The following is a 24,103-nucleotide window of genomic DNA, read 5'->3' as shown; positions in this document are numbered from 1 at the left end:
AGCGTTGGATGCAGGCTGCACCTTCCTCCGGGGACAAACTTCACGGCCCCCCGAGGGACCGTACCCGGTGCTTGGCCTAACGGTGTTGCCGAAGCTACTTGCTCGTTGCGCAGGCGTACATGTTGATTTCCATGCCAACTTGCAGTTCAAAAATCTTCGGTGTTTTCCAGGCCATTTGAGAACTCCTTTGTCCGCGGCGCGATTGCCGTCGTCATCTTCTCCTCTATGTAGCGACGCGCTGCGGGCTCCCAACTAAATTGGCGTTTAGTGTTGTGAGGGCGGAGGTGAACGAGACTCTTCGCTAACCTTCGCCTCGGCATTTTCGCTAACCTCCCGGTATTCCGGATCGTGCCGGCCACCGTCCTCTCCGGCGCCGAGGCTGCGGCCGGAATCGCCGTGATTAATTCGAGTGGGAACCTCTTTAGCATCTTACGCCTCCCGCTCGCGCGCCGAGCGGTTGGGATTGCCCTATCCGCGATCGATTTCTGAAGACCAGACTCGAAGTAGTCGGGATTTGGACCGCGAGCACCCGTGCACTACCGGTACAACGTCGAAGTGCAAAATCTCGCGGCGCGGGTGAGCCGCCAAAATTGATCTCAGAAGACTAAACTCGAATTTAGAGGATTCAGGTTTGAAGGCGACTAAATGCCCGAAAGTCGGGGCGGGGGCGCAGATGCGCGGATCGTTGCGAAGGATTGAGGCATGCAGGACACTACGGTGACGGCGACAACTTTTATACGCGATGTCGATTTGAGGCCAGCGCGGAGACTGCGTGGACGACCGTTCCACCGGATGCTGGTGTCGTTTTCCGCCGCCTATTTCGCGGGCGCTCTGGTCACAGACATTGTCTATTGGCAGATGCCCGATGTGATGTGGGAGAGGTTCTCCATCTGGCTGATCACCGCCGGCCTGATCATGGCGGGGCTGGCCGCTATTGCTTACGTGATCGATCTCGTGGGCGGAACGCGAATCGACAGGCCGGCCTGGCCCCGCGCGATCGGCTACGCGATCGCGGTCTTGCTCGCGCTCACCAACGCCTTCGTTCATAGCCGCGACGGTTATACCGCTGTGGTACCGACCGGCCTGATGCTTTCGACGCTTGTCGTCATCGTTCTCGCGTTGACGGCGCTGGCCGCCAGGGCCCTGACAAATCGCCACCGGTTTGGAGTATGAGCATGATGTATACGCTCAAGAATGCGCGCTCGGCGAAGCTTTCGCGCCTCGCCGCCCTCCTTGTCGCCGTCGCCGGGCTCGGACTCGCTGGCTGTAATTATGAGGGCGGCGATCCGAGGAAAGAAATCGGTGCCAATCCCCCGCTGCCCGCGCTACAGCAGTACTTGGTACCGCCGATACAGATCGCGAGAGTCGCCGCATGGGGAAATGAAACTCCCACCGTGCCGGAGGGGCTGCAAGTCCATGCATTGGCGACTGGCTTCCAGCATCCGCGCTCCCTCTACGTCCTGCCTAATGGAGACGTGCTGGTGGTCGAGAGCAATGGTCCGAAAGCGCCGACTCACCGGCCCAAGGACATCCTCACCGACTGGGTAACGTGGCTCGCCGGCGCCGCAGCCAAGGGCGGAAACCGCATCACGCTGCTGCGCGACAGCAATGGCGATGGGATTCCCGATCTCCGAACCGTCTTCCTGGATCACCTCAATTCGCCGTTCGGCGTCGCTTTAGTTGGTAATGATCTATATGTCGCTAACACCGACGCCATCGTCCGCTATCCCTATCAGGAAGGGCAAACCAGCATCACTGCCCCTGGCACCAAGCTGGCCGACCTTCCTGGCGGCCCGATCAATCATCACTGGACCAAGGCTTTGTTGGCCAGCCCGGATGGCTCCAAACTCTATGTCGGTGTTGGATCCAACAGCAACATCACCGAAAACGGAATTGGAGCCGAGTATGAACGAGCCGCGATCTGGGAGGTCGACCTGACATCGGGCGCCCATCGCATATTCGCCAGCGGCACGCGCAATCCCACGGGCCTCGCGTGGGAGCCCGAGACCCGCAAACTCTGGGCCATCGTCAACGAACGCGATGAGATCGGCCCCGATCTGGTTCCGGACTATCTGACCTCTGTACAGGACGGCGGTTTCTATGGCTGGCCCTATAGCTATTACGGCCGGCACCTCGACCCGCGGGTCCAGCCTCAACGTCCCGATCTGGCGGCTAAGGCGATTGTACCGGACTACGCGCTGAGCTCCCACGTCGCGCCCTTGGGTGTAGCCATGTACACAGGCGCCGGGCTTCCGGCAAACTATCGCAGCGGTGCGTTTGTCAGCGAACATGGAAGCTGGGATCGAACGCCTCTCAACGGCTACAAGGTAGTGTTCGTGCCATTCAGCGGCGGAAAACCCAGTGGCCCGGCGCAGGACGTCGTCACCGGCTTCCTCGATCCAAACAATCACGCGCGCGGAAGACCGGTTGGTTTGGCAGTCGATCGGACCGGCGGACTGCTGATCGCGGACGACGTTGGAGACACCGTGTGGCGGGTGTCATCAAGTAATCCCCATTCTGCGTCGAACAATTGACGTAGCGGAACACATCGAAGGCAACAGCCGAACGACGAGAACGACGATGAACAAATTCAGGATTTTTTAGTGCGGCAGCGATTCTGTCGCTGATGTTCGCAACGCTTCGAGAATGGCCGCATCGGAATGACGCGGCCCTTTCCGCATCTGAGTGGAAGGACAGACGGAGGTAATTCTTGTCTGCCCTGTTGGATCGGCAAGAGCGGATAAGGCGTAGCAATCCGCGACAAGCACCGCCGCGCTTTCTAACTACCATCAGGATGCCTTCCTCTGGGACAGGGCCGCGCCTCGCCGATTTGTTCCAGGCACACCGATTTCGCGTAGAGGATAAGAATGACCAGGCCAACCGACATCGACAAGAATGTTACCTCCACATCCCGCCGACGATTTCTAATAGAAGGTGGTGCGCTGGTGGGCGGGGCCGCCGTTGCGACTGGTTTCGTCGGCAGCAAAGCGTCGGCGGCGGAAAATGCAGGGAACCTGCCTCCGAATGTCCCGCAATGGATGAAGACGCCTGGCGATCCCTTGGGAAGCCAGCCCTATGGAACGCCATCGACGTTCGAGAAGAATGTAGTCAAGAATATTCCGAAAGATCTGAAGCAGTACCTCTCCGCCTCGGGGCGGACGCCGTTGCAGGATCTCGACGGCATCATCACGCCGAACGGTCTGTTCTACGAGCGCCACCATGGCGGCGTTCCCACCATTGATCCTGCACAGCATCGGCTGATGCTCCATGGCCTCGTCGACAGACCCCTGATCTTTACCATGGATGACATCCGTCGCTTTCCTTCGGAATCACACATCTATTTCCTCGAATGCTCGGGCAACCCGGAATACAAAAAGCCCTACGGCAAGACAGCTTCCGATCTCGTCGGGCTGGTGAGCTGCGCCGAATGGACCGGGGTCAGCCTGAAACTGGTATTGCAGGAAGCAGGATTACAGCCAGGCGCAAAATGGGTCGTGGCCGAAGGCGCCGATTCCGCGGCAATGACCCGAAGTATTCCGATCGAAAAATGCCTTGACGATGCGATGCTGGCGTACAGCCAGAATGGCGAGCGGCTGCGCCCGCAGCAGGGCTATCCGCTTCGCCTGCTGGTACCGGGCTTCGAAGGCAATATGAATGTGAAGTGGCTGCGCCGCCTGCATGTCGCCGCGGAGCCGGCTTACTCGCGCGAGGAGACCTCCAAATACACCGACCCAATGCCCGACGGTACGGCGCGCGAGTTCACCTTCTACATGGAAGCCAAATCCATCATCACGCGGCCGTCAGGCGGCCAGCGGCTGACAGCGCCGGGTTTCCACGAAATCAGCGGCATCGCCTGGAGCGGACGCGGCAAAGTCAGGCGTGTCGATGTATCGGTCGATGACGGAAAGAGCTGGCAGGTGGCACAACTGCAGGAGCCGGTGCTGACGCGGGCGCTGACCCGCTTCCGTCTGCCGTGGCATTGGGATGGCAAGCCTGCGGTAATTCAGAGCCGCGCCGTCGACGAGACCGGCTACGTGCAGCCGACGCTGGCCGAACTGCTCGCGGTACGCGGCGATAATTACGTCTACCATAACAACGCGATCTGGCCCTGGCGTATTGCTGAAGACGGCGAGGTGACCAATGCCAACGCCTAGGCTTGTGCCCGCAGCGTTCGCTGTTGCTATACTGCTATGCGCGACCCGCGCGGAGGCGCAAAGCCCGTATGGCATCGGCCGCGCGGCGACGCCTGCGGAGATCGCAGGTTGGAACATCGATGTCGGCGGCGACGGCAGCAACCTGCCGCCCGGAAGCGGCACCGTCAGCCATGGAAGTGAAGTATTCGATCAGCAATGCGCGGCCTGTCACGGCGCAAAGGGCGAGGGCGGTGTCGGCGACCGGCTCGTCGGCGGGCAGGGCACGCTCGGAACGCCAAAGCCCGTACGTACAATCGGCAGCTATTGGCCATACGCGCCGACCTTGTTTGATTACATCCGCCGCGCCATGCCACAGAACGCGCCGCAATCGCTAAGCAACGACGACGTCTATGCGTTGTCCGCCTATATCCTTAGCCTCAACGGCCTGCTGCAGGCGAATGCGACGCTTGATGCCAAGTCGCTTGCCGTAATCAAGATGCCAAATCGCAATATGTTCGTTGGCGATCCCAGGCCTGACGTCAAGAACCCGGAATGCATGACCGGCTGTTGAGGTGGCCGATCCTGTTGCTATACACGGGGTCGAACTTAAAATCGAATTTACTTGAGCCGATCGGTGTCGTCGTGATGCTCCTCTGGTCGCCAATTGAAATTCCACCCCTTTGGAGCCGCTCCCGATGACCCAACTCTCGCTTCTCGGCCTCTCCGGCAGCCTGCGCCGCGCCTCCAACAGCACGGCAGTGCTTCGCGGCCTACAGGGCGCGCTTGGGTCCCGGGCTGCACTTGAGATTTTCCCGTTGCACGCAATTCCGCTTTACAACGAGGATGATGACGGCGAGCACGCACCTGAATCGGTGTGTGCCTTGCGTTCGGCGATTGACGCGAGCGACGGCGTGATCATGATCTCGCCGGAATACAATCATGGCATGTCGGGCGTCCGGAAGAATGCGCTCGACTGGGCCTCTCGGCCTTACGGCGTGTCGGTACTGAAGGGCAAGCCGGTGCTGACAATGACGGCCTCTCCAGCCTTCACCGGTGGTGTGCGTGCGCAGCAGCAGATGAACGAGACGCTCGCGTCGATACCGGCACGTCCTGTTCTCCGGCCACAGATCGTGATCGGCGGCGTGCATGAGAAGGTGCGCGACGGGCGCCTCATTGACGAGGCTGCGATCGGCTTCGCACTTGCCGGTGTCGATGATCTCTTCGAGGAGATCGGGGCTGCGCGCCTTGTTCGTGCGGCGGCATGAACGTTCGGCTGCCGAGGGCTTTCCCGTAATCGTCCCGTGGCTCAGTCCGGTCTGTGCGTGCGCCGGAGCTCTGGTCGCATTTGCTCCGATAGATAGTCAGCGAATTCGCTCTTGGGCCTTATGCAGTGTTTCGATGCACTTTTCTAGGCCAGCATGTTCGTCATTCGACAGAGAAGGGAGAAGGATTTGGAGGCAGCCGTCGCGGCCGACCACGCCGGGTAGCGAGAGTGTCACTCCAAGTTTTGCGTTGTAAACCCCAATCGGTACTACGGCGCGTTCGTCGCGCAGCACGATTTCGGCGATCCGTGCGCAAACCATTCCAATTCCATACTGGCTGGCGCCAATACCTTCGATGATCGTGATGTTTGCATAGCGCACTTCATTCTCTATCGTCGCGCGGACGTTATCGCCCCGCATCAGGCCGGAATGCTCAAGCGCCTCCAAGATCGGGACTCCGCCTACGCGGGCGGCAGACCAATGAAAGATCTGGCATGTTCCGTGTTCGCCGAGAACCTGCGCTTCAACGTCTGTCGGAGCTACCTTGAGCCTTCGGCCCAAATGCACGCGAAAGCGCAGGCTGTCGAGCAGCGTGCCGGTAGAGAGAACGCGTTCATGACCGGCCAGTTCGCGTGTCAGATAGGCAAGCGGATCAGGAGGGTCAGTGACGACGAGCAGAACAGCGTTCGGCGCGGCTGCGGTGATCGGCGGAATTACCTGACGGTAGACTTATGCATTCTTTTCCAGGAGGCGCAGGCGGCCTAGCGGATCGCTGCGATCCGTTGCCCCGCCGGATTTCTCGTTGACGCCGACGGTGATCATGACGAGCGCGGCGCCTGCCAGATCGGAATAGTCCCCATCTGTCACCCTGGTGGTGGATGACAGGGGGCCCCGTAGCCCATGTCGATCGCCATGCCTTTCGCGCGATCGCGGCCTCGGTTGACCAGAACTAACTCGCTGGCGCAACCTCTCATGAGGGTTGCCATTGCACATGCAGCCCCGACGGCTCCCGCTCCGACAATTCCGATCTTCATGACATGTCCTCGTCCGTGCCTCGAAGTGCCTGTGGCGGTGCCGAAAGTGTTCTATGAGGAAAGTGTCGTCACGCCGTTTCCAGCGTTGCAGGGACGGCATCGCGAGCTCGTCTTGCTCACAACCGCGTCGACAGAAGCGGTGCAGATCAGCCGGCTGATCGTACAGTATGTGCCGTGATGTGTTGGCATTCGTCGGGAGGTAGCGCAGCTGATGCATTGAGAATCCGTTTGGACGGAGTAGTAGACGTCAGTCACTGCAGGCGGTCGATTAGCACGGAGATTAGAGGCGCCGGGATGGCTCGCTCAATTGTACGCGTATACGATCGTCTATATGGATAAAGGATGGAAGGATCATACGAACGTTTGCACCGTCGCCGTTGGCGGAGGCTGCGTCACTGGCGTTAGCGTTGCGGGCCGATCGGCACGAAGCGCACGTTGCCGATTACCGATGAAACGGAACGCCTCTCGCAAGTAAGGGTTGCCATGTCGATACGGCCTCGATTTATGCCGGTGACGAAGTCGTTGCCGCTGGCACAACCGTCGGCCGGTCTTTCAGCATCGGCAGGTATACTTGCGCAGGATCGAAATTGCTGCGGCCGATCGCAACGCGACCGATGCCCCATTTCGCGGCGATGCAGCGCACCGGTCGCTTTTGGACCGGAGCGGACATCAAATGGCAGGCAGACCGGACTGGATCAGTCAAGAATGACACCGAGCAGACTTAGAGGCAATCCGTGGAACGCGGCCGGTCGACGATGCAGATGCGGGAGTTCTCGATTGGCTCGAAGCACAAGGTAACCGACCGTACGATTTCGCAGTGGACGCGTTGCACCCATCGCGAGATTGCACGCGGCCATTGTCTATTCGTCAATGCAGGGCGCGCCCTGCCGGCCGAACATCAATGCGGCGACGTGGGCTCCCGCCGTCAACATCGCGCCGACGATGAGTTCGGCGGCACTGAACAGGATCAGCACCGGAATAGAGCAGCCAGAAGTGGTGCAGCATGACACTGATCTGGTGATCGACGCCGAACAGCGCCCCAGGTATTGCCGAAACGCGTTCAGCTCTTGGCGCGTCGGCACCTGAATGATTGTTTTGCCGGGGCGTAGCAATCGCCCTGCTCCGACCAGTTTGGCTGTTGGGTCAATGCCGCGCGGATATCCGCCACTCAGCAGACAGTCGGACTGAAAGCGTCCAGGTCATGTGCGCCCGTGCATGCTTCCCGCTTAAGCGGGGAGGGATTATGGATCAACGATCTGCTGCATTTCCAGCGGCGCCGTCAAACGCCAGCGAACCAATCATAGCCCCGGTTCTCCCAATAGCCGCCGGGATACTTATTGGTGACCTCAATCGCCTCCAGGTTCTTGGCGCTCTTGAAGCCGAGCTTGGTGGGGATGCGAAGCCGCAGCGGCGCGCCCCATTGCGGCGCCAGCGGCTTTTCCTCGAAGTCGAGCGCCAGAATGGTCTGCGGTTGCAGCGCGCTCGCCATGTCGATGCTGGTCGAATAGCCATCGAAGCATTTGAAATAGACGTAGCGGGCTGACAGGTCGGCGCCGACACGGCGCAGGAACGCGCCTAGCGGCACGCCGCTCCACTGGCCGATCTGGCTCCAGCCCTCGATGCAGATATGCCGGGTGATCTGCCCCTGCTGCGGCAGCGCCATCAGCGCCGGCAACGTCCACGGCCGCCGGTCGGCGACGAGGCCGGCGACACTGAGTACCCAGTTATCCGGTACCGGGCGCACCTGCCACTCCGCGTAATAGGCGTTGAAGCGGAACGGGCGAGTGATGGCGCTGGCCGGATAGGTCTTCGCCAGGCGTTTGCGGCTGAACAGAGCCGCCTGGACCCGGTCGTCGAAGCACAGGATCGCCTCCAGCGCGCCGTCGACGCCGGAATGGGTCGAAAGGTCGCAGCCGGTCAGCAACGTCAGCGAGCCAAGCGAGGCGCCGAGCGAGAGCGCGCCCCGCAGGAAGCCGCGCCGGTGCAGCCTTTCCAGCTCCGGCCTGATCTCGGCCATGCTGACGGCCGGTTTGTTACGCTGGTCGCTCATCGGCTTTCCTCGATCTCTGCGGCACGGTGACGATCATCGACTTCAGCGTGCGCGGGTGGACCATCACCAGCGCGACGTGGACAAGAACGAAGGCGACGATGCCGAACATGATGGCGAGGTGGATGCCGCGGGCGATCGGATAACCGCCGAACAACCCAGCCAGCCAGCCTAACTGCACCGGCTTCCAGATGGCGAGCCCGGTCATCACCTGCAGGATGACGGCGATGATGACCCCGGCGTAGAGCACGCGCTGCACGGCGTTGTAGTGCCCCATGTGGTGCTTCAGGCGAAAGCGCAGCGCGGCGCCCAGGTCCTGCCCAAGCTCGGCGGGGCGCGGCGGTTTCAGGTCGCGCCGGAAATGACCGCTGGCGAAGCCATAGACCAGATAGGCGATGCCGTCTGCGAACAGCAGCCACATCGCGCTCAGGTGCCAAGCCAGCGCGCCGCCCAGCCAGCCGCCGAGGCCGGTCCAAGCCGGGAATAGGAAGTGCAGGCTGGGCGAGGCGTTGTAGATTTCCCAGCCGCTGAAGATCATGCAGCCCATGGCATAGACGCCGATCCAGTGCATGACGCGGATCGCGGAAGAATGTGTCAGGCGGCGGCTCGTTTCACGTTGTCCCATAGCGGATGTTCCTTCTCGCGGTGGGAAGCTCCCGCGCCGGTGGCGGGGAGTGGCATCACATCGGCGGCTTCACGCCGTCGACGCCGACCGCGACCGTGTTCGCCACGAGACCCGAGCCGGTCTGCGCCGCCTTGATGAAAACATCGTTCCCCTTGGCCACCAGGGCCTTCGTGCCGGGGCGGAAGGTCACGATCGGAGCGGTCGGAGGCACCAGCACGTCCTGCTGGCCACCTTTGTAAGTGACGACAAGATGCGTAAGGCCACCCTGCGACTGCGACGCGGCGACGTCGCCATTGGTCATCGTACTGTTCACCGTCGCCGCCGAGGTCGAGACGGCAGAGACATTGCCGTTCGTCATGCTGCTGCTGGTCTGCGCGCCCCCGGAGAGAGTCGTGTCGCGGATCTTATCCCAGGCGTAGTGGCCATCACCCGCGCCGCGCATCGAGGGCGGGAAGATCACGACTTCCAGCGCAACCTGCGTGCCCCCGACGTCCTTGGTTGCGGTGCCGATGTAGCTGCCTTTCTCAACCTTGTTGAGGTTCGTTTTTTCCACTTTCAAGTATGAGGTGTCGCCCGTCAGGGCAACCGTGACCGGTTTGTCCGTATGGCTATCGACGGTCACCGAGTCCGCGGTGGCCGACGCTATGGTCCCGCGCACGCGCTCCGGCGTCCCTGTCGCAGCGAGCGCTGCGGATGAAGCAAGGGCGGCGGAGGCTGCAATCGCAAGGCCAAGGATTCGCTTCGGGTTCATGTCTTCTCCTTCAAAAATTGTCGTACACCGGATCTGCAGAACATCAGTGTCCCTCGTTGTGCGGACAATGTTTAGCTAGTGGGCAGCCGCTCGCTCACCCATTAAAATCTTCTTCATACAAGCAGTGCCGCTGAGTTCCGCGTTGCGTCATGTGCCACGAGCAGCCTACGGTTTGCTGTCGAGCGTTGCCGAGAAGGTTCGGCCGTCGACATCCGTGAGCCGGATGAATCTCGCTTGGGGAGCAGCACCAGAGGCAGGCAGTGTCACCGTGGCGGCAGCCCCCATCGGAGCTCGGATCCCGAATGGACCGGGCGCGAACTTGTTGTAGGCGTAATCGTTCACGAAAGCGGTCTTCGGCAATGCGGAGAGAGCGGCGGCGTCGTAATGCGCGACTGGCTGGCTGTTGGCGTCAAGCAGGTCGGCTGCGACGACATGCACTGGCGCTTCAGGCGTACCGGCATCGAGATAGGCGTGAAAGCGAACGGAGCCATCCGGCAGCAATCTGGCGTCGCTGAGCGTGAGATGATGCTTCGTCGGGCTGACCGGTCCGCCATGGAACGGCGTGACCACGGAGCCGCGATAGTAGCTGTAGGTCCCAATATCGAACACTAGTACGAAACCGAGCACCGCGAGCGCCAGGTGGCGGAAGGCGATGTCCTTGAGCGGCAACGGCAGGCTTCCGGCCATCCAGCGGAACCAGTATTTTTCTGCCAGCGCGGGATTGCGCCGGATCAGAACGTTGTCGATCGAGCAGGCGCCGCTGCCGCCGAGCAGTAGTGTTGCACCCATCGCGAGATTACAGGCCGCCATGGTCCATTCATCGATGCAGGTCGCGCCCTGCCAGCCGAACATCGCCATCAGCAGCACAGAAAAACCCATCGATACCAAAGCGGCGACGCGGGTCAGGGCTCCGGCCATCAGCATCGCGCCGACGATGAGTTCGGCGGCGCTGAACAGGATCACGCCGGCATAGAGCAGCCAGAAGTGATGCAGCATGAAGCTGATCAGGTGGTCGGTGCCGAACAGCGCTCCAGGCATTGCGGTCTGAAACTTGTTCGCCATCCACGTGTGTGCGCTCGGGTCGAGCTTTGAGCGCGCGTAGATGAAGCGCCGGGAGCCGCCGCCCCAGTAGATGAAGCCTTGAATGACGCGGACCGACAGCAAGGCAAGCGCGGCCGTGCGCCACATGCGTTGTGCCTCGGTCAGGCCAACGGCATTGTTGACCTGTCGTACGTTGGGTGCAGATGTGAAAGATAGAGTGGACATGGGCGCGTTTCTCCTCAAACGATCAGCCGGCCGACGCAGCTGTGGTGAACGGCTTGAATCCGTAGCGCTCGAAGATCGAGAGCGCCTTGGGCGAGCGGACGAACGAGAGCCAGAGCCGCGCTGCCTCCGCATGCGGAGCTCCGCTTACTTCGGCGCCGGCATAGATCGCAGTTGTGTTCTGTGCGGGTGGGATGTCGATATGGCCGATCGGATGCCCGGCCTGCTCCTGGAAGATCGCTTCGGACTGCCAGGTCACGCCTACCTGCGCGCGTCCCTGCATCAGGAAGAGCGGCGTTTGTCGATGGTGGATATGGGTCAGAACCGTGCTGCCGTCGGCGACCTTCGTTTTGTAGACGGTCGCGGCTAAGGCGTCGCCGCCGGCTTTCTTCAGCGACGCCTCGATCTGACGGGCGACACCTTCGAAGTCGGGATTCGGCATGACCACTTGAAGGTCAGGCCGCGCCAGATCGGAGAGACTCTTGACATGGCCCGGATTGCCAGCTGGCACCATGATGGTCAGAGTGTTGGTGGCGTAAGGAACGGCCGGACCGGTCAGCACGCCCTGATTGATCAGGCCCTGAACCTTCTTGAGCCCTGCAAAATAGGCATCCGGCTTCGCCGTCCAGGTCATATTGCCCGAGGTGACGATACCGCCAGCCTCGATCTGCTTCTCGAGCAGGCCGGGCGGAAGAGTCTCCCAGTAAATTCTGCCTTTGAACTCGGGATGCTGTTGCTCGAAGGCCGCAACCAGCGGTGCCATGGCGAAGAAGTAATTGCCACCGACGTAGAGCACGAGTTTCGGGTCAGACACGTTGCCATGGAAATCGGCGAGGTCGTCCACCTGAGGAACTGTAAATGAGAGCCCGCGCCGCGTTGCGTCGTTGTTCTCTCCGTGCTGCCAGGGTGGAAAAATCGAATCGTGCTGGACCGGCTCCGCGGAGTGTGCAGCGAGCGGCAGAACGAGGACGGCGGCCAGCATGGCGGCGCCAAAGGCAGTCTTGCGCATTTGAACCTTCTCACGCTGCATAGTGAAAGCCGACCTGCTGCAGCTCCGGAATCGTCGCAACGATTCCGGGGGTCAGCACCGCGCCGTCGATGAGATGGTTGGTTAGCTCGGCGGCCATCGCTTCGTGCGAGGTGTGATCCGGATTCTTGCCGGAGCCGATGAGCTTTGCCGTGACCTCCCAGATCGCATTATGGCAAGCCATGAACACCACGCCGCGGGCCTGCAGCGCCGGGACGGTGTCGCCGTCCGCCCCGAACACGCTTTTGGGATCTTCACTTTCTGCGAAAGCAGTTGCGACCGGCTTGGGCACTGCCAGCGTGTTGGTCCTGAACTTGGCGCCGGCAAGTGCTGCGAGTTCGTACTTGTCCCACATCGCCTGATCGAACAAGGCGAGGTGGGCCGTGCCGTGCGTGGCGGAAACGGCAAGAAAATCCTTGTGTCCGAAGGAGAATATCTGCGCATTGATCGAATTGCGCATCAAGTTGAGCCAAGGACCCGCAATATTGGTGTTGTCCCACACCTGCTTGTGGGTGCCGCGATAGGCGATGATCTCCCTGAGCGCTTCATTGTCCCAGAAATCGGGATGCTGAAGAATCATCGGCACGGTCTTGAAGTCTCGCCGGCGGGGCGCGCGGCGCAGCTTTTCCATCAAATCGGAGAGTTCCCGGGCGCCGGGCGGGATGATGCGCTCAGCCGTCGCGGCGCGCGAGGGACCAGCTGCAAGCGCAGCGGCGCCGACCGCCAACGCTCCAAAGCCGACAAGAGCGGTGCGCCGTGAGTTATCGATCGTCATCCGTGTCTCCTTGTTGCTTGTTACGGCGAACGAATGGAGCATTGTCCACACGCCCGCCTTCCTTGTGAGGTAGGAGCCGCGAGGTGGCGCTCCAACACAATTATGAGATCGATCTGATCGCTCCATGGGATGAAACGATGCCGGAACCTCCGGCTCGCACGACCCGTGCTCGCTGGAATTACAGGGCCGCGCTAGGTCATGTGGTTCGCGGTCAACACGACCGCTCCCGGTTCGCATTCGGCGGCATCTGGATGAGCGTTTAAGATCGCAATGCGCGGCGAGGACAAGACAAGGCTTCGGCCCGAACCGACATCGATGCTCGGAGGCCCGAGACATAGTGCGACCCTGGTGTCGGGATGATTTTCTCACTCCTGCGCGTGACAACGCCCGAACAGTTGCCGGGAGATGAGTAAAGTTACCGCCCATCGGCGCGCGCAAGAGCGGAGCACAAAAATTCAGGCCCTAGCTGTAATGCGCGAGCGCGCAATCGGTGAGACAACCGGATTGCCGACGAGTTCACGAAGAATAAAGCCGGCACCACGGATATTGTAGATCATCGGCATTCCACCCGAGCCGTCAACCTTGTGGCGCAGGCGGCTCATGTGGACGTCGACAAGGTTGGTTTCCGGCACGAAATTGTAGTTCCAAACATCCTTGAGCAGCATTGCCCGGGTGAGCAACCGGTCGCTTCGCCGCATCATATATTCGAGCAGCCGAAATTCCCGCGGCAAGAGTTTGATCTGGCGGTTGCGGCGCTTCACGGTTCGCTCGATAAGATCAAGCTCGATCGCCCCGACACGCAGGATGGTCTCGCGCATGTCAGAGGGCCGACGCAGCAGCGCGTCTATTCTCGCAACGAGCTCGACAAGCGCGAACGGTTTGGTGAGATAGTCATCCCCTCCCACACGTAGTCCCTGGACGCGATCCTCGACTGCGCGAAGCGCGCTTAACACCAAGACTGGTGTTCGCACCTGTTCATCGCGCAAGTGCTCAATGACCCCAAGACCGTTCATTCCGGGCAACTGACGGTCGACGATCAGGACATCCGGCTTTAACGAACGAGCCTTGTCCAGACCTTCGAGCCCATTTGACGCCCACTCCACCCCAAAGCCGTGATCGATGAGCCCGGCCGTTATTAGCTCAGCCAGCTCTTCGTCGTCCTCGATCAGAAGTAACCGCTTCATCACGGTGCTCTCGATTGCTAGTTCTTGCCCTTGGTTCTCACGAGATAGTCGACGATCGCAGCTACATCGGCTTCGTCGGGGAGCGTCTGCTCTGCACCTGCCGTTGTTTTGTCCGTTCTTGCAGGACGAGGCCGCTTATTTCGGGGCCCCGATGCTCGTCAGCAAAGCTGCTTCGGCCTTGCTCACGTGCCGCTCCTTGTGGCGCAAGATATAGAAGGAACGTTTGGCGAGCTCCCCTTCGAGCCGGACCAGCGTCTTGGCTGCGAGTGATTTCTCGACAACCAGATCGGAGATCGCCGTAGCGCAAAAACCTGACTCGATGGCGGTTTGGATGGCTTCGTTGGACGCAAGTTCGAGCTGTACGGTCAGGTCGGCGAGCCGCAAGTCGCGCTTCTTCAGTGCCAGTTCGAACATCCTGCGGGTGCCCGAGCCCGGTTCCCGCAGGATCCACGGCGTTCTGGTCAGCCAGTCGGCCGGAAGCCTTCTCTGTCGCGCGAATGGATGTTTTTGTCCGACCACGATGACCAGTGTGTCACCATCGATGCGGCGGACGGACAGCGCGCCGTCGTCGATGTCGCCTTCGATGAAGCCGATATCCGCTTGGCTTTCGTGCACGTCCGCTGCAACACGCTCCGTATTTGCGATCCTGACGTCGATGTCGATGCCCGGATGGGCTGCTTGAAAGGCCTGCAGACGCGATGGCAGCCAGTAATTGGCAACAGTCTGGCTGACGGCAATGACCAACTTGCCCATCTTCAGGCCGGCGAGGTCGCGCAAGACCTGCTCGGCGGCGTGGGCACGCGCCAGCACCGCGCGCGCTTCCGCAAGAAAGGTGCGGCCCGTGTGAGTGAGCACAATGCCGCGGCCGACGCGATCGAACAGCTTGACGCCATAACGCCCTTCCAGTGCAGCGATCGCTGCACTGGTGGCCGATTGCGTGAGATGCAGCTCGTGGGCCGCCTGGGTAACATGCTGCTTGTCGCCAACCGCGGCGAAGATCCGGAGCTGTTCAAGCGTCATGATGAGATCATCCTACAAGTTTGATGAGGAGTAAGGAAAAGCTCGCGATAAAGAGAAACGCCGAGGCACCCAGTATAGCGGGACGGAGTCCTTGCGCGCGGAGTTTGGAGATATCGGTCTCCAAGCCCATGGCGGCAGCGCAACCGACAGCAGGAAGGTCGTCAGAGTCACGATCATTTTCCTGGCATCGGCAGGGATGACAATGACGCTGTTGACGCAGACGACGGCAACAAAGCCGAGCACGAACCAGGGCACTGGCGGCCGTGCCGACCTGACGGGTGCGCTGTCGGCCGCAAGCCGGGTGTTCAGGCTGAGAGCGAACACGACCGGCACGAGCAGCGTGACGCGGGCCAGCTTGACCATGGTGCCGATTTCGCCGGCGCGTTGCCCGTTCTGGAATGCTGCGGCAACGACTTGCGCGATCTCATGGATGGAGGCGCCGCTCCACAATCCGGATGCCTGGGCATCAAGATGCAGCACGCGGAACAGCAACGGATAGGCAAACATCCCGACCGAGCCGAAGATGGTGACGCAGGCGATGGCATAGGCGACATCCTCGTCATGCGCTTCCGTGGCCGTGTTGGCAGCGACGATCGCGGAGGCGCCGCAAATCGATGTGCCCGCGGCGATCAGCTCGGTGAGCTTGCCGTCGACGCCAATTGCCCGTCCGGCGGCAACGGTAAACACGAAAGTGGCGGTCAAGGTGGTGGCGACGATGAGCAGTCCGGTGGTGCCCACGGACGCGATCTGGGTCAGCGTGAGCTGGAAGCCGAGCAGGACGATCGCCGCACGCAGCAGGCGCCGAAGGCTGAAGGCAATGCCGGGCCGTGCCGCCAAAGGCGTGCCGACAATGTTGTGAAAGGCCGTCCCGATCAGAATCGCCAGGATCATCGGGCTGAAGGTGGCAATCCCCGGAATCGACCGGGCCAGAAACGCGGCAACGGCGATTGCGGCGCCGAGCGCAATGCCAGGCAGCGTAGAGAGCGCAAACCGGAAATCCGATCGCGCAGGAGCGGCCCGCGCTGGGTGATCGGAGGACGAATAGGAACGGTCTGTGGCTGATGTCATCGGGATGGCTCCTATGGCTCAGCCCAAATATCGGCGGGACAAACATATTAATCTAACGGATCGTTATTGTCGAAACGTTCGATTGAGACGATGATTTGCGCGGCTCTGGGGTCGTAGGCTGCGGCTGCGACGATTGCTGCAGTGCATGAGTCCGTTATTGCCCCAGAGTCGACGCCGTCCTTCTCTATGAAACGCCGCAGCTGCGACCGCGAAGCGATGGCGGCGAGCAGTACTGCGAGAATGCCTGTCAAGAAGATTCCGTCAAACGTCCCTGCGCCACCGATCGAAGCGATGGGCGCGCCGAGGCTCCCCCATCTTGTCAGAAGATCTAAATCGTTCCTGATCGCAAGAGTTTCAATTAAATGGTACCTCACCCTTCTAGCTCAAGCGATGGAATGCGCCTGGCGCGCGGTGCGCTGATTCTGCTTTGGGTGGTACCTTCATTGTTTATCGACCAGCACGTACATGCGCCTGGCGGCATTGAGCGCGCCGATACAGCCGACGCGGTCGCCTTGCCTGTGAAGTCGTTTGGCGCGTGCAATGGTTGCCGAGAATTGCGGCTGCAAGCGTATCGCGAGGTCCGGCATTGGCTGGTGGCTCAATTGAGGGTTCACTGATTGCCGTCCCAGTCCGTTAAGCGGATTTCCGCCGAACTGGTGAAGGGCGGTTTCAAATTCCTCGATGCCGCCGCTGCAAGGACCGGCTGTGGCCACCTGCGGCGCCATCGTGAGCACGACGGCCACCGCAACGGAAAGAAATGCCTGGGACTTTCGCATCGAAAGACCTCCTTTGGTACACCAAATCGCAAAACGGCGTGCTCGCGGCCGCTCCTTAAGTGTCGTGCGCTTTCCAATGCTGATGGAGCGAGCTTACACGTTCGGACACTCCGAGACATGAGCCCGCTGGAGTGAAGTCGCTACCTGGAGACTGCTTCAAGATCACGTGTGCACGGTGAGAATAAACTACGATACCAAGGTATGATGTGGGCACCGAAAGAATCTATCCAATCGAAACGGCGGTAGAATGGCGTGTTTGATAGCGCCCCATATTCTCAATCGCACGCGTCGGATCTCACGCTAGAAGCGCAGAGACCTCGAAGCGGTCAGGTGGCCGTGTTTCGGCCGCCGCTTGGTACTCCTCAGCAAACTAGGGTCACCATGCTTGTTACACTTGTCGCTATTCTCCGCAACGGGCAGCTGTGCCTGGAAAAAATTGTTACCAGCAGTGAGCAGTCGGGCATCACTATGGCTGCGTGCCAGGTAAACGCGCAAATTGGAATCGCCGACTGGCTTGCCAACGGTCCGTATCGTGAGTGGAAGTTGGAAGGTTACAAGTGTGTCTTGGGTAAATACATCCCCAAACACGACGCGTGATGCGCAGCAGCAGTGCGCATGTCGGCAAAGGTGATGCTCCACCCTAAGGTGATTTCGGGATTTGACCTATCGTGAAGCGGCTACGGCTTGGCCAAGGTCCGCACGTGCGTACTTATCAATCTGGAGGACGGTAGATCGAGTGAAGCAAGTATGATGCGTTCTGTCTTGCCTTTAGGCGTCTTGCTCGCTTTGCAATTCAGCCAACGCCGCGACGATTCATCGCTCCAGACCGCTCAGAGTCCACCTGCAAACGCACGAACTTGCGGCCGTCCGTCCCGGTCGGGGTGTTAGCGCGCCGGTGCGCTTTGCGGTTCATGGTTGGATCGACGAGCAGGCGCAGTGCTGGCTGGATAACGCCACGGCTTCCGCAGGCTTGGGTGATAAGCATTCCACCCGCGCTTCATCGTTGATCGTCGCAACCATATCAGTGCGTCCCGTTTGCTGGGTTTGCTAAACGCGAATTTAGTGGCGGTGCTCAAAAAGGAAACCACGTGTCGCTGTGTAAACAGCAAAGGACACAGCCATGAAAGTTACGACAATTGCCTTAGCCCTTACATTCGCTCTCTCCGGTACGTTCGCGTTTGCACATCCGATCCGTCATGAGTCGAACAGCCGGAGCTTTCACATGTACAGAAGGCCTGCGGTAGCGTTGCATGCAAACTACGCCAATCCCAACGGCACTGCAGATGGTCCGACCACGTTGAGCGGAACTGGCAATTCCGAGTTCGGCGGCGCGTCGGCTGGCACGAGTGGCTACAACTAGTAAAGAGTGTCGTGCAGCAGTTGGAGAAAATCGATCGCGGAGCCGATTATATTGAGCAAGGAATATTTGGAGACGACGCGGACCTTGTGTCGCGTCGCCCGAAATATGACTGACCAAACGATTGCGGGTCGCCTTAAGGCGCTTTCAGAGGACTACGAGCGGCGAGCTGAACAAGCCTCACACGCTGATGCAACTAAGGCCTCAGCTCTGCAGCCCGGCGCGGCCAGAGCTCGCTGAAAGATGGTCTCGAGTGATGCCTGCGCGGCGATTGGCAGGTGGCATCTGATCAATCCTAAAGGCAACAAACGTGAGGCGCCTCGCAGGTAACGCCGCTGTCGCCGCGGCCGACAAACGTCCCGGATATGAGGCGCTATGCTGGTTCGCACACAATTACCGCCCTCCGAACGAGATCTCAGGCTGGACCTATTTCGCGGCCTGGCGAACTCGGCAATCTTTCTGGATCACATCGTCAGTCCAAGCGTGGTTGAGCAGAGCCGTCAGCTTCGAGTGTGGGCAGGATGTGCGTTTTCGCCCGGCCCTTGGTGGCCTGCGCGCTCCGCGCGTTCCGTCCTTCCAAGCTAGGCAGATATCCGGCTAACAGGAGTGTATGGCGCGGATTCCTTAAACGCGAATTTAGTGGAGTCACCAAACAAAGGCAGCATCTCGTAGATGACACAAACGCGAACTACGAGATCTGAACAGCAATGCAGAGGGCGCACGACCACGTTCAAACAGAACCGCCCGTGATCCGTTGGGCGTGATTCTGATGAACAAGGCGATTGTCGGACTCGTCGAATTCTGTGCGCGCAATCGGTGGATCGGTGATCATCGCTGGAACGTTTGCTTCTGCTGGTAGCCGCCATCTATGCCGCCTCGCGCGCGCCAGGTTCAGCTGATTCAAGCTTTTCGCAAAGAGGCCTCTCGGCCGGGGTAGCTTCGCCTGCGGCTGAGCAAACCAAGATAGCCACTAACGAATTGGCACGGACGCTCGCGAAGGATCCGAACCAGTTGAGTGGTGTCACACAGCCGGACAGCGGAGCATTCTTTGAACGCAATGGGTTGCTGTTTGGCTCTTCATCGGAGGTTCAGAGGTCCGTAGAGGGCTTGACCCAGGCGCGGCCCTTCGTTGCCGCAGTTGCAGCGGATCCGACGCTGCGAGGCGTCATGAACGTGTTTGCATCGGCGTCTGAAATATGCCGGCATGTCGCCGCCCAACTCGGAGCCGAACTGACTCTTTGACGCTGAATTTGGTGCAAGCGTGACACGCTACTCGAAAGACAGTCACGGCCGCTCGGCGCGTTCGTGCTGCGCAGCTACCTGCAGGCCGAAAGCAAGCCGTGAATTCGCCTGATCCGAATGGAAGTTGCATGAGCGAAAATCGAACATCAGCGACTAGCGAAGCCAGGCGGCGCGGCCCGCAGAGCGCACTTCCCCTCCTGGGTGTGTCTGCGCTCGGCGTCGTGTTCGGCGATATCGGAACAAGTCCGCTCTACACCTTCAAGACGATTCTCGGCACCGCCGAAAAAACTCCCGATGCCGCTGCCGTGCTTGGCGCGCTTTCGCTGGTGCTCTGGACGCTCTTCATCATCACCACGGTCAAGTACGTATTGTTCGCTATGCGCGTCGACAATGACGGCGAGGGCGGAATTCTCGCCTTGATGGCGCTTCTCGGCGTCAAGAAGCAGCACCGGCCGACCATCGTTGCCGTCGGCCTGTTCGGAGCGGCGCTGATCTATGGCGACGGCGCGATCACACCGGCGATATCGGTTCTGTCGGCACTGGAAGGGGTGTACATGGCGACGCCGGCGCTGCAGCCCTACGTCGTTCCCGCGGCCGTCGTGATCCTGCTCGCACTGTTTGCCATTCAGTCACGGGGCACTGCCACGATTGGCCAATTGTTCGGACCGGTAATGCTGATCTGGTTCGTGACCATGGCCGCGATGGGAATCTTTGGCATTGCAAAGCATCCTGCGGTGTTTGCCGCGCTCAATCCGGTCTACGGACTGTCTTACTTGTTCTCCAACGGCATCACCGGCTTTCTCGTCTTGGGCGCCGTGTTTCTTTGTGTGACGGGTGCCGAAGCGCTCTATGCCGACATGGGCCATTTCGCGAGCGGACCGATTAAGCTTGCTTGGTTCGCGATCGTGTTTCCAAGCCTGATCCTGAACTACGCCGGGCAGGCCGCGCTTGTCCTCGAAGGAACTCCGACCAACGGCAATATTTTCTTCAGGCTGTGCCCAGAGATCTTGCTGCTGCCGTTGATTGTGCTCGCGACCATCGCGACCATCATTGCGAGTCAATCGATCATCACCGGCGCTTTCTCGATGACGCGGCAGGCGATTCAGCTTGGCTGGCTGCCGAGATTGCAGATCAAGCAGACCTCGTCGCAGGGCTATGGGCAGATCTACATCGGCGTGGTCAACTGGTTGCTGATGGATTGACCATCGGGTTTGGCAAATCCGACAATCTTGCGGCCGCTTACGGCATCGCCGTCTCGCTGACAATGCTGTTGACGTCAGCGCTGCTCTTCATTGCCATGCGCGAGATCTGGGGTTGGAGCATGCTGGCGGCCGGCTCGGTCGCGGGCTGTTTTTTTGTCGTCGATAGCGCCTTCTTCCTCGCCAATCTCGCCAAGACCGCCGAGGGCGGCTATGTGCCGCTGATCCTAGCTGTCTTGGTTTATGGCGTGATGTGGGTCTGGCATCGCGGCGCCGCTGCTGTTTCACAGCGCATGCACGAGGCGCTGATTCCGGTCCCGGAATTCATGGCGCTGATTGCTGCAAAGAATGTACCGCGAGTGCCGGGCACCGCCGTGTTTCCGACCCGGACCGAACGGGATACGCAGCCGGTGATGGTCTGGCACGTCAAGCATAACCGCGCCTTGCACGAGCACCTTTTCGTGCTGCACCTCAGGGTGATGTCGGTGCCTTGGGTCTCCTTCAGGGACCGGATTAGGATCGAGCAGGTTGCCCCCAACTTTTGGCGCGCCGAAGCCCATTACGGTTTCATGGAACATCCGCATATTCCTGAACTGCTCGCCAGGAGCAAGGCGCTGGGGTGCACCATCGATCTTTCCGATGTGACCTACTACGTCGGGCACGAAACGGTGATCCGCCGCGACGACGGCAAGGGTTTGCCGGCTTGGCAAGAGCGAATCTTCGCGGTCATGGAGCGCAACGCGCAGCATGTCAGCGGCTTCTTCAACCTTCCTAACGACCAGATGGTCGAGATCGGGCGGCAATTTGCGATTTAGACTTTGCTGCCGATGGCCCACTGCTTCATGAAACGATGGGCCATCGGCTTCCGTGCGGTAGCAGCGTGCCACGTTGAAGCGGCAGCCGCAGCGCTCGCATTCGATGTTCTGTCGCGGTCAGCGTCGCCGGGACGAGGCGTTCCGTTCGATTCACGAGGTTCCTCGGTTGCGTTGGAGTCTCGCAACCCGATCAGACCGGCGTATCGCCGGTGACCACCGCAAGGACCGTCCGCCCGCTACAGCGCTATGGTGGGCGTGCGTGCGGCCGGCTTTGCTCTACCGAGCCACACCATCACAAGCGAAACGATGCAGGTACGGTCTTGTTAATCGGCGTGGGGTTGATGGGCAATTGCTGCGGCGGAGTTATGGATACCGAATTCCCGAGCGACGAATTGAGTACGACTTCGGATGACTTCAATTGAGACGGAAGCGCCGAGATCGTGCCTGCCAATTTTAAGAGGCCCAACGCTTTGGCCCCCTGGTGGCAATGGGGTAGGGCACCTTCTTTGGTCCGTAGCGGCCACTCGTCGGTTCGCCGCACTCCTGAGCGTGACGCTCCCTCGTTGGCCAACGGGCGCATCCGGTCCTGCAGCCTGCAAACGCCTCGTCGAAGGTCTGCTTGATTCCGCGCGCACAGCGGCCGCATTGCATTGTACAGCCAAGGTGATTGCAGATCAGGCGTGCATCCAAGGGCTGCAGAGCGGTCTCCGCTAGCTCTCGTATCTCGTGGTCAACTAGGACGTTGCACGAGCATATGATCATGGATTCGACGCATTCATGGGCAAACCAACTGCGGCCTGCTGTTGTGAAAGGGCCGGACACCCTATCGGGGACTTAGTCCGGGCCAGCAGATCAGGCCATTGTACCCACGTAGAGCGTTTCGCCTCATTCGATTGAGCAAGCGATACCAACGTATAACGCCGGCACGCGCGCCAGACCCCCGATGCTGTCTGAATATGCGGTATGCTGATGGGCGTTTTGTCGTGAAGCGCGTCGGAATTTCCGAAGTGGCCTATTATCAGATACCGTCGCAAAAATCGCAAATCGATCGACGGCAGGCCCCTCACGCGCTTATTCGAAAGTCGATTCTGCAGTTTAGAACTGTTTTGATCAGGTGCGTAAAAAGACCTTTGCAATACAATCGGCCCCAGGCGGACATTCCGGTCGCGGCGAAGAGGTTTCGCTTTGAGTCACAAGACTCCTTTTGGGGCGTCTCGCCGCACGGTGCCGTCACTGAGAAGCGACATTGCGAACACTCCAACGCCGCCGAGCGCAAACAATGCGCCGACCCATCCGGTCGACGTCCATCCATAGCCCTCAGCGATGGTGACACCGCCGACCCACGCCCCGAGCGCGTTTGCGACATTGAATGCGGAATGGTTGAGGGCGGCTGCAAGCGTCTGCGCATCTGCAGCGACGTCCATCAGTCGGGTCTGCAACGCTGGAACGTGGGCGAATCCTGTTCCTATCAGCAGCACATTGATCACAGCAAGCCACGCATGGCCAGCCGTGAAGACTAGGAGGCCAAGCACGATTGCGTTCCAGATGAGAACGCCGCCGATCGTGGGCAGGAGCGCTCTATCAGCCAGACGTGAGCCGACAACGTTGCCGATAATCATCCCTGTACCGAAGGCGAAAAGCACGAGGGGCACCATGCTCTCGCGAATGCCATCGACATCGACAAGCATCGGCGTGATGTAGCTGTACACGGCGAACATTCCGCCCGACCCGATCGCGCCGATGCCCAAAGTCAGCCAGACCTGCAGACGGCGGAGAGCGCCAAGCTCGCGGAGCGGGCTGGCGTCCGCATCGCCTGAAACCGCCGGAACGAAGCGCCGAATCAGGAGAATTGCCAGGCCACCAATGGCGGCGACGGCGGCGAAGGCTGCCCGCCACCCCAACATCTGCCCGAGGGAGGTTGCGAGAGGCACACCCAGCAGCGTTGCGACCGTGAGCCCCAACAGCACCCGGCCAATGGCGCGGGCGCGCTGGTTCGGTTGCACCATATCAGCGGCAACGAGCGATGCTACTCCGAAATAGGCGCCGTGCGGCAAGCCGGTTAGAAACCGCAACACGACAAGCCAACCATAGTCGGAAGCGAGCGCGCTCGCGAAATTGCCGGCTGCGAAGGCGATCATCAAGCCAAGAAGCAACATTCGCCGCGGCAGCCTCGCGGCCAGAACGGCAATTACTGGCGCGCCGACCACCACACCGAGCGCATAGGCGCTGATGACGTGTCCCGCCAGCGGGATCGACACGCCGATATCGCCGGCCACGTCGGGCAGCAGCCCCATGATGCCGAACTCGCCTGTACCGATGCCGAAGCCACCGACGGCCAACGCGAACCCCGCCAGCTGCACCTGACGCATTGGTCGAGACGCGGATTTGCTCGGCGAGGAGCCGGGTGGTTTCAGCGCAACAGGTGTCACGGGAAGGTCGCCAATATTGGGAGTCGGCAGCCCGGGCTCTCGAGAAGATATTGCACTGCTTGTCCTGAAGGCGGGGTTTGCCGACCGACTGGAACA

At 60.4% G+C, this 24,103-nt stretch carries 25 protein-coding genes and 4 pseudogenes; 11 read left to right on the top strand and 18 right to left on the bottom strand.

Features of this window, described 5'->3' with window-relative positions; genetic code table 11:
- Nucleotides 1–94 precede the first annotated feature (94 nt).
- Nucleotides 95–175, bottom strand: a complete 81-nt coding sequence (gene pqqA, locus J6497_RS19265) for a pyrroloquinoline quinone precursor peptide PqqA (protein ID WP_225705909.1) — start codon at nt 173–175, stop codon at nt 95–97.
- 527 nt (nt 176–702) lie between these two features.
- On the opposite strand from pqqA, the gene J6497_RS19260 reads away from it, so the two are divergent.
- The 5 genes from J6497_RS19260 (at nt 703) to J6497_RS19240 (ending at nt 5,398) form a co-directional block, all read left to right on the top strand.
- A complete protein-coding gene (locus J6497_RS19260; RefSeq protein ID WP_225705845.1) occupies nt 703–1,173 on the top strand; it encodes a DUF2231 domain-containing protein in 471 nt (156 codons plus the stop codon).
- Nucleotides 1,174–1,178: 5 nt separating this feature from the next.
- On the top strand, nt 1,179–2,534 hold the full coding sequence (locus tag J6497_RS19255; RefSeq protein WP_446479928.1) for a PQQ-dependent sugar dehydrogenase: 1,356 nt from the start codon (nt 1,179–1,181) through the stop codon (nt 2,532–2,534).
- Nucleotides 2,535–2,867: 333 nt separating this feature from the next.
- Nucleotides 2,868–4,154, top strand: coding sequence for a sulfite dehydrogenase (soxC, locus tag J6497_RS19250; protein WP_225705843.1), 1,287 nt, complete (start codon nt 2,868–2,870; stop codon nt 4,152–4,154).
- The gene (locus J6497_RS19245) at nt 4,141–4,704 is read left to right on the top strand and encodes a c-type cytochrome (protein WP_225705842.1); all 564 of its coding nucleotides are present in this window, start codon (nt 4,141–4,143) and stop codon (nt 4,702–4,704) included. Before soxC ends, J6497_RS19245 begins: the two co-directional genes overlap by 14 nt.
- Before the next feature lie 124 nt (nt 4,705–4,828).
- A complete protein-coding gene (locus J6497_RS19240) occupies nt 4,829–5,398 on the top strand; it encodes an NADPH-dependent FMN reductase (protein ID WP_225705841.1) in 570 nt (189 codons plus the stop codon).
- 96 nt (nt 5,399–5,494) lie between these two features.
- On the opposite strand, the gene J6497_RS19235 is transcribed toward J6497_RS19240, so the two are convergent.
- Nucleotides 5,495–5,962, bottom strand: a complete 468-nt coding sequence (locus tag J6497_RS19235) for a Rossmann-fold NAD(P)-binding domain-containing protein (protein ID WP_312010328.1) — start codon at nt 5,960–5,962, stop codon at nt 5,495–5,497.
- Between J6497_RS19235 and J6497_RS19230 the strand changes: the two genes are divergently transcribed.
- A complete protein-coding gene (locus J6497_RS19230) occupies nt 5,876–6,160 on the top strand; it encodes a hypothetical protein (protein WP_225705840.1) in 285 nt (94 codons plus the stop codon). The genes J6497_RS19235 and J6497_RS19230 overlap by 87 nt on opposite strands.
- 98 nt (nt 6,161–6,258) lie before the next feature.
- On the opposite strand, the gene J6497_RS42010 is transcribed toward J6497_RS19230, so the two are convergent.
- Nucleotides 6,259–6,429 (bottom strand): lactate/malate family dehydrogenase, encoded by a 171-nt coding sequence (locus J6497_RS42010; protein WP_225705839.1) that lies wholly within the window; start codon nt 6,427–6,429, stop codon nt 6,259–6,261.
- 31 nt (nt 6,430–6,460) lie between these two features.
- Here J6497_RS42010 and J6497_RS19220 point away from each other — a divergent pair, with 31 nt between their 5' ends.
- Nucleotides 6,461–6,607 carry a hypothetical protein gene (locus J6497_RS19220; protein ID WP_225705838.1) on the top strand — a complete coding sequence of 49 codons (147 nt, stop codon included), beginning with the start codon at nt 6,461–6,463 and terminating at the stop codon, nt 6,605–6,607.
- Nucleotides 6,608–6,839: 232 nt separating this feature from the next.
- On the opposite strand, the pseudogene J6497_RS19215 reads toward J6497_RS19220, so the two are convergent.
- The 14 genes and pseudogenes from J6497_RS19215 to J6497_RS19155 form a co-directional block, all read right to left on the bottom strand.
- Nucleotides 6,840–7,015, bottom strand: a pseudogene (locus tag J6497_RS19215) (FMN-dependent NADH-azoreductase); the annotation flags it as partial.
- 274 nt (nt 7,016–7,289) lie between these two features.
- The gene (locus J6497_RS19210) at nt 7,290–7,541 is read right to left on the bottom strand and encodes a hypothetical protein (RefSeq protein WP_225705837.1); all 252 of its coding nucleotides are present in this window, start codon (nt 7,539–7,541) and stop codon (nt 7,290–7,292) included.
- A 167-nt stretch (nt 7,542–7,708) separates the two neighbouring features.
- Entirely contained in the window at nt 7,709–8,479 is a 771-nt protein-coding gene (locus J6497_RS19205) for a molybdopterin-dependent oxidoreductase (protein WP_225705836.1), read from the bottom strand.
- Nucleotides 8,463–9,101, bottom strand: a complete 639-nt coding sequence (locus J6497_RS19200; protein WP_225705835.1) for a cytochrome b/b6 domain-containing protein — start codon at nt 9,099–9,101, stop codon at nt 8,463–8,465. The genes J6497_RS19205 and J6497_RS19200 overlap by 17 nt, the downstream gene beginning before the upstream one ends.
- Nucleotides 9,102–9,156: 55 nt before the next feature.
- Nucleotides 9,157–9,852 (bottom strand): metal ABC transporter permease, encoded by a 696-nt coding sequence (locus J6497_RS19195; RefSeq protein WP_225705834.1) that lies wholly within the window; start codon nt 9,850–9,852, stop codon nt 9,157–9,159.
- A 165-nt stretch (nt 9,853–10,017) separates the two neighbouring features.
- Nucleotides 10,018–11,118, bottom strand: coding sequence for a TQO small subunit DoxD (locus J6497_RS19190; protein ID WP_225705833.1), 1,101 nt, complete (start codon nt 11,116–11,118; stop codon nt 10,018–10,020).
- A gap of 22 nt (nt 11,119–11,140) precedes the next feature.
- Nucleotides 11,141–12,124, bottom strand: a complete 984-nt coding sequence (locus J6497_RS19185) for a substrate-binding domain-containing protein (RefSeq protein WP_225705832.1) — start codon at nt 12,122–12,124, stop codon at nt 11,141–11,143.
- Between the two features lie 10 nt (nt 12,125–12,134).
- On the bottom strand, nt 12,135–12,917 hold the full coding sequence (gene tetH / locus J6497_RS19180) for a thiosulfate dehydrogenase (protein ID WP_225705831.1): 783 nt from the start codon (nt 12,915–12,917) through the stop codon (nt 12,135–12,137).
- Between the two features lie 455 nt (nt 12,918–13,372).
- On the bottom strand, nt 13,373–14,101 hold the full coding sequence (locus J6497_RS19175) for a response regulator transcription factor (protein WP_225705830.1): 729 nt from the start codon (nt 14,099–14,101) through the stop codon (nt 13,373–13,375).
- 135 nt (nt 14,102–14,236) lie between these two features.
- Complete coding sequence (locus J6497_RS19170; RefSeq protein ID WP_312010337.1) at nt 14,237–14,911, bottom strand: LysR substrate-binding domain-containing protein; 675 nt, start codon at nt 14,909–14,911, stop codon at nt 14,237–14,239.
- 84 nt (nt 14,912–14,995) lie between these two features.
- Nucleotides 14,996–15,121 (bottom strand): annotated as a pseudogene (locus J6497_RS41590) (LysR family transcriptional regulator); the annotation flags it as partial.
- Nucleotides 15,122–15,128: 7 nt separating this feature from the next.
- A pseudogene (locus tag J6497_RS19165) lies at nt 15,129–16,096 on the bottom strand (YeiH family protein).
- 140 nt (nt 16,097–16,236) lie between these two features.
- Nucleotides 16,237–16,524: pseudogene (locus J6497_RS19160) on the bottom strand (DUF1614 domain-containing protein); the annotation flags it as partial.
- 105 nt (nt 16,525–16,629) lie between these two features.
- Nucleotides 16,630–16,932 carry a hypothetical protein gene (locus J6497_RS19155; RefSeq protein WP_225705828.1) on the bottom strand — a complete coding sequence of 101 codons (303 nt, stop codon included), beginning with the start codon at nt 16,930–16,932 and terminating at the stop codon, nt 16,630–16,632.
- Between the two features lie 1,255 nt (nt 16,933–18,187).
- Between J6497_RS19155 and J6497_RS19150 the strand changes: the two genes are divergently transcribed.
- The 4 genes from J6497_RS19150 (at nt 18,188) to J6497_RS41575 (ending at nt 21,578) form a co-directional block, all read left to right on the top strand.
- On the top strand, nt 18,188–18,325 hold the full coding sequence (locus tag J6497_RS19150; protein ID WP_225705827.1) for a hypothetical protein: 138 nt from the start codon (nt 18,188–18,190) through the stop codon (nt 18,323–18,325).
- Between the two features lie 372 nt (nt 18,326–18,697).
- Nucleotides 18,698–18,907, top strand: a complete 210-nt coding sequence (gene opgC / locus J6497_RS42455; RefSeq protein WP_312010327.1) for an OpgC domain-containing protein — start codon at nt 18,698–18,700, stop codon at nt 18,905–18,907.
- Between the two features lie 785 nt (nt 18,908–19,692).
- Nucleotides 19,693–20,766 (top strand): KUP/HAK/KT family potassium transporter, encoded by a 1,074-nt coding sequence (locus tag J6497_RS41580; RefSeq protein WP_312010326.1) that lies wholly within the window; start codon nt 19,693–19,695, stop codon nt 20,764–20,766.
- The gene (locus tag J6497_RS41575) at nt 20,763–21,578 is read left to right on the top strand and encodes a KUP/HAK/KT family potassium transporter (RefSeq protein ID WP_312010325.1); all 816 of its coding nucleotides are present in this window, start codon (nt 20,763–20,765) and stop codon (nt 21,576–21,578) included. Before J6497_RS41580 ends, J6497_RS41575 begins: the two co-directional genes overlap by 4 nt.
- A 1,190-nt stretch (nt 21,579–22,768) precedes the next feature.
- Here J6497_RS41575 and J6497_RS19135 read toward each other — a convergent pair.
- Nucleotides 22,769–23,947, bottom strand: coding sequence for an MFS transporter (locus J6497_RS19135; RefSeq protein ID WP_225705826.1), 1,179 nt, complete (start codon nt 23,945–23,947; stop codon nt 22,769–22,771).
- Nucleotides 23,948–24,103 lie beyond the last annotated feature (156 nt).

Origin of the sequence: Bradyrhizobium cenepequi, from assembly GCF_020329485.1 — a bacterium.
In the GTDB taxonomy this organism is placed as follows: Bacteria; Pseudomonadota; Alphaproteobacteria; order Rhizobiales; family Xanthobacteraceae; genus Bradyrhizobium; species Bradyrhizobium cenepequi.
The sequence above is the reverse complement of the archived record's forward strand: the minus strand, read 5'-3'. Positions and strand labels throughout refer to the sequence as shown.

Bases quoted from the DNA above. Each gene is read 5' to 3' on its own strand.
- pqqA (WP_225705909.1), bottom strand. From the start codon at position 175: ATGGCCTGGAAAACACCGAAGATTTTTGAACTGCAAGTTGGCATGGAA.
- J6497_RS19260 (WP_225705845.1), top strand. From the start codon at position 703: ATGCAGGACACTACGGTGACGGCGACAACTTTTATACGCGATGTCGAT.
- J6497_RS19255 (WP_446479928.1), top strand. From the start codon at position 1,179: ATGTATACGCTCAAGAATGCGCGCTCGGCGAAGCTTTCGCGCCTCGCC.
- soxC (WP_225705843.1), top strand. From the start codon at position 2,868: ATGACCAGGCCAACCGACATCGACAAGAATGTTACCTCCACATCCCGC.
- J6497_RS19245 (WP_225705842.1), top strand. From the start codon at position 4,141: ATGCCAACGCCTAGGCTTGTGCCCGCAGCGTTCGCTGTTGCTATACTG.
- J6497_RS19240 (WP_225705841.1), top strand. From the start codon at position 4,829: ATGACCCAACTCTCGCTTCTCGGCCTCTCCGGCAGCCTGCGCCGCGCC.
- J6497_RS19230 (WP_225705840.1), top strand. From the start codon at position 5,876: ATGAAAGATCTGGCATGTTCCGTGTTCGCCGAGAACCTGCGCTTCAAC.
- J6497_RS42010 (WP_225705839.1), bottom strand. From the start codon at position 6,429: ATGAAGATCGGAATTGTCGGAGCGGGAGCCGTCGGGGCTGCATGTGCA.
- J6497_RS19205 (WP_225705836.1), bottom strand. From the start codon at position 8,479: ATGAGCGACCAGCGTAACAAACCGGCCGTCAGCATGGCCGAGATCAGG.
- J6497_RS19200 (WP_225705835.1), bottom strand. From the start codon at position 9,101: ATGGGACAACGTGAAACGAGCCGCCGCCTGACACATTCTTCCGCGATC.
- J6497_RS19195 (WP_225705834.1), bottom strand. From the start codon at position 9,852: ATGAACCCGAAGCGAATCCTTGGCCTTGCGATTGCAGCCTCCGCCGCC.
- J6497_RS19190 (WP_225705833.1), bottom strand. From the start codon at position 11,118: ATGTCCACTCTATCTTTCACATCTGCACCCAACGTACGACAGGTCAAC.
- J6497_RS19185 (WP_225705832.1), bottom strand. From the start codon at position 12,124: ATGCGCAAGACTGCCTTTGGCGCCGCCATGCTGGCCGCCGTCCTCGTT.
- tetH (WP_225705831.1), bottom strand. From the start codon at position 12,917: ATGACGATCGATAACTCACGGCGCACCGCTCTTGTCGGCTTTGGAGCG.
- J6497_RS19175 (WP_225705830.1), bottom strand. From the start codon at position 14,101: ATGAAGCGGTTACTTCTGATCGAGGACGACGAAGAGCTGGCTGAGCTA.
- J6497_RS19150 (WP_225705827.1), top strand. From the start codon at position 18,188: ATGTACAGAAGGCCTGCGGTAGCGTTGCATGCAAACTACGCCAATCCC.
- opgC (WP_312010327.1), top strand. From the start codon at position 18,698: ATGCTGGTTCGCACACAATTACCGCCCTCCGAACGAGATCTCAGGCTG.
- J6497_RS41580 (WP_312010326.1), top strand. From the start codon at position 19,693: ATGAGCGAAAATCGAACATCAGCGACTAGCGAAGCCAGGCGGCGCGGC.
- J6497_RS19135 (WP_225705826.1), bottom strand. From the start codon at position 23,947: ATGCGTCAGGTGCAGCTGGCGGGGTTCGCGTTGGCCGTCGGTGGCTTC.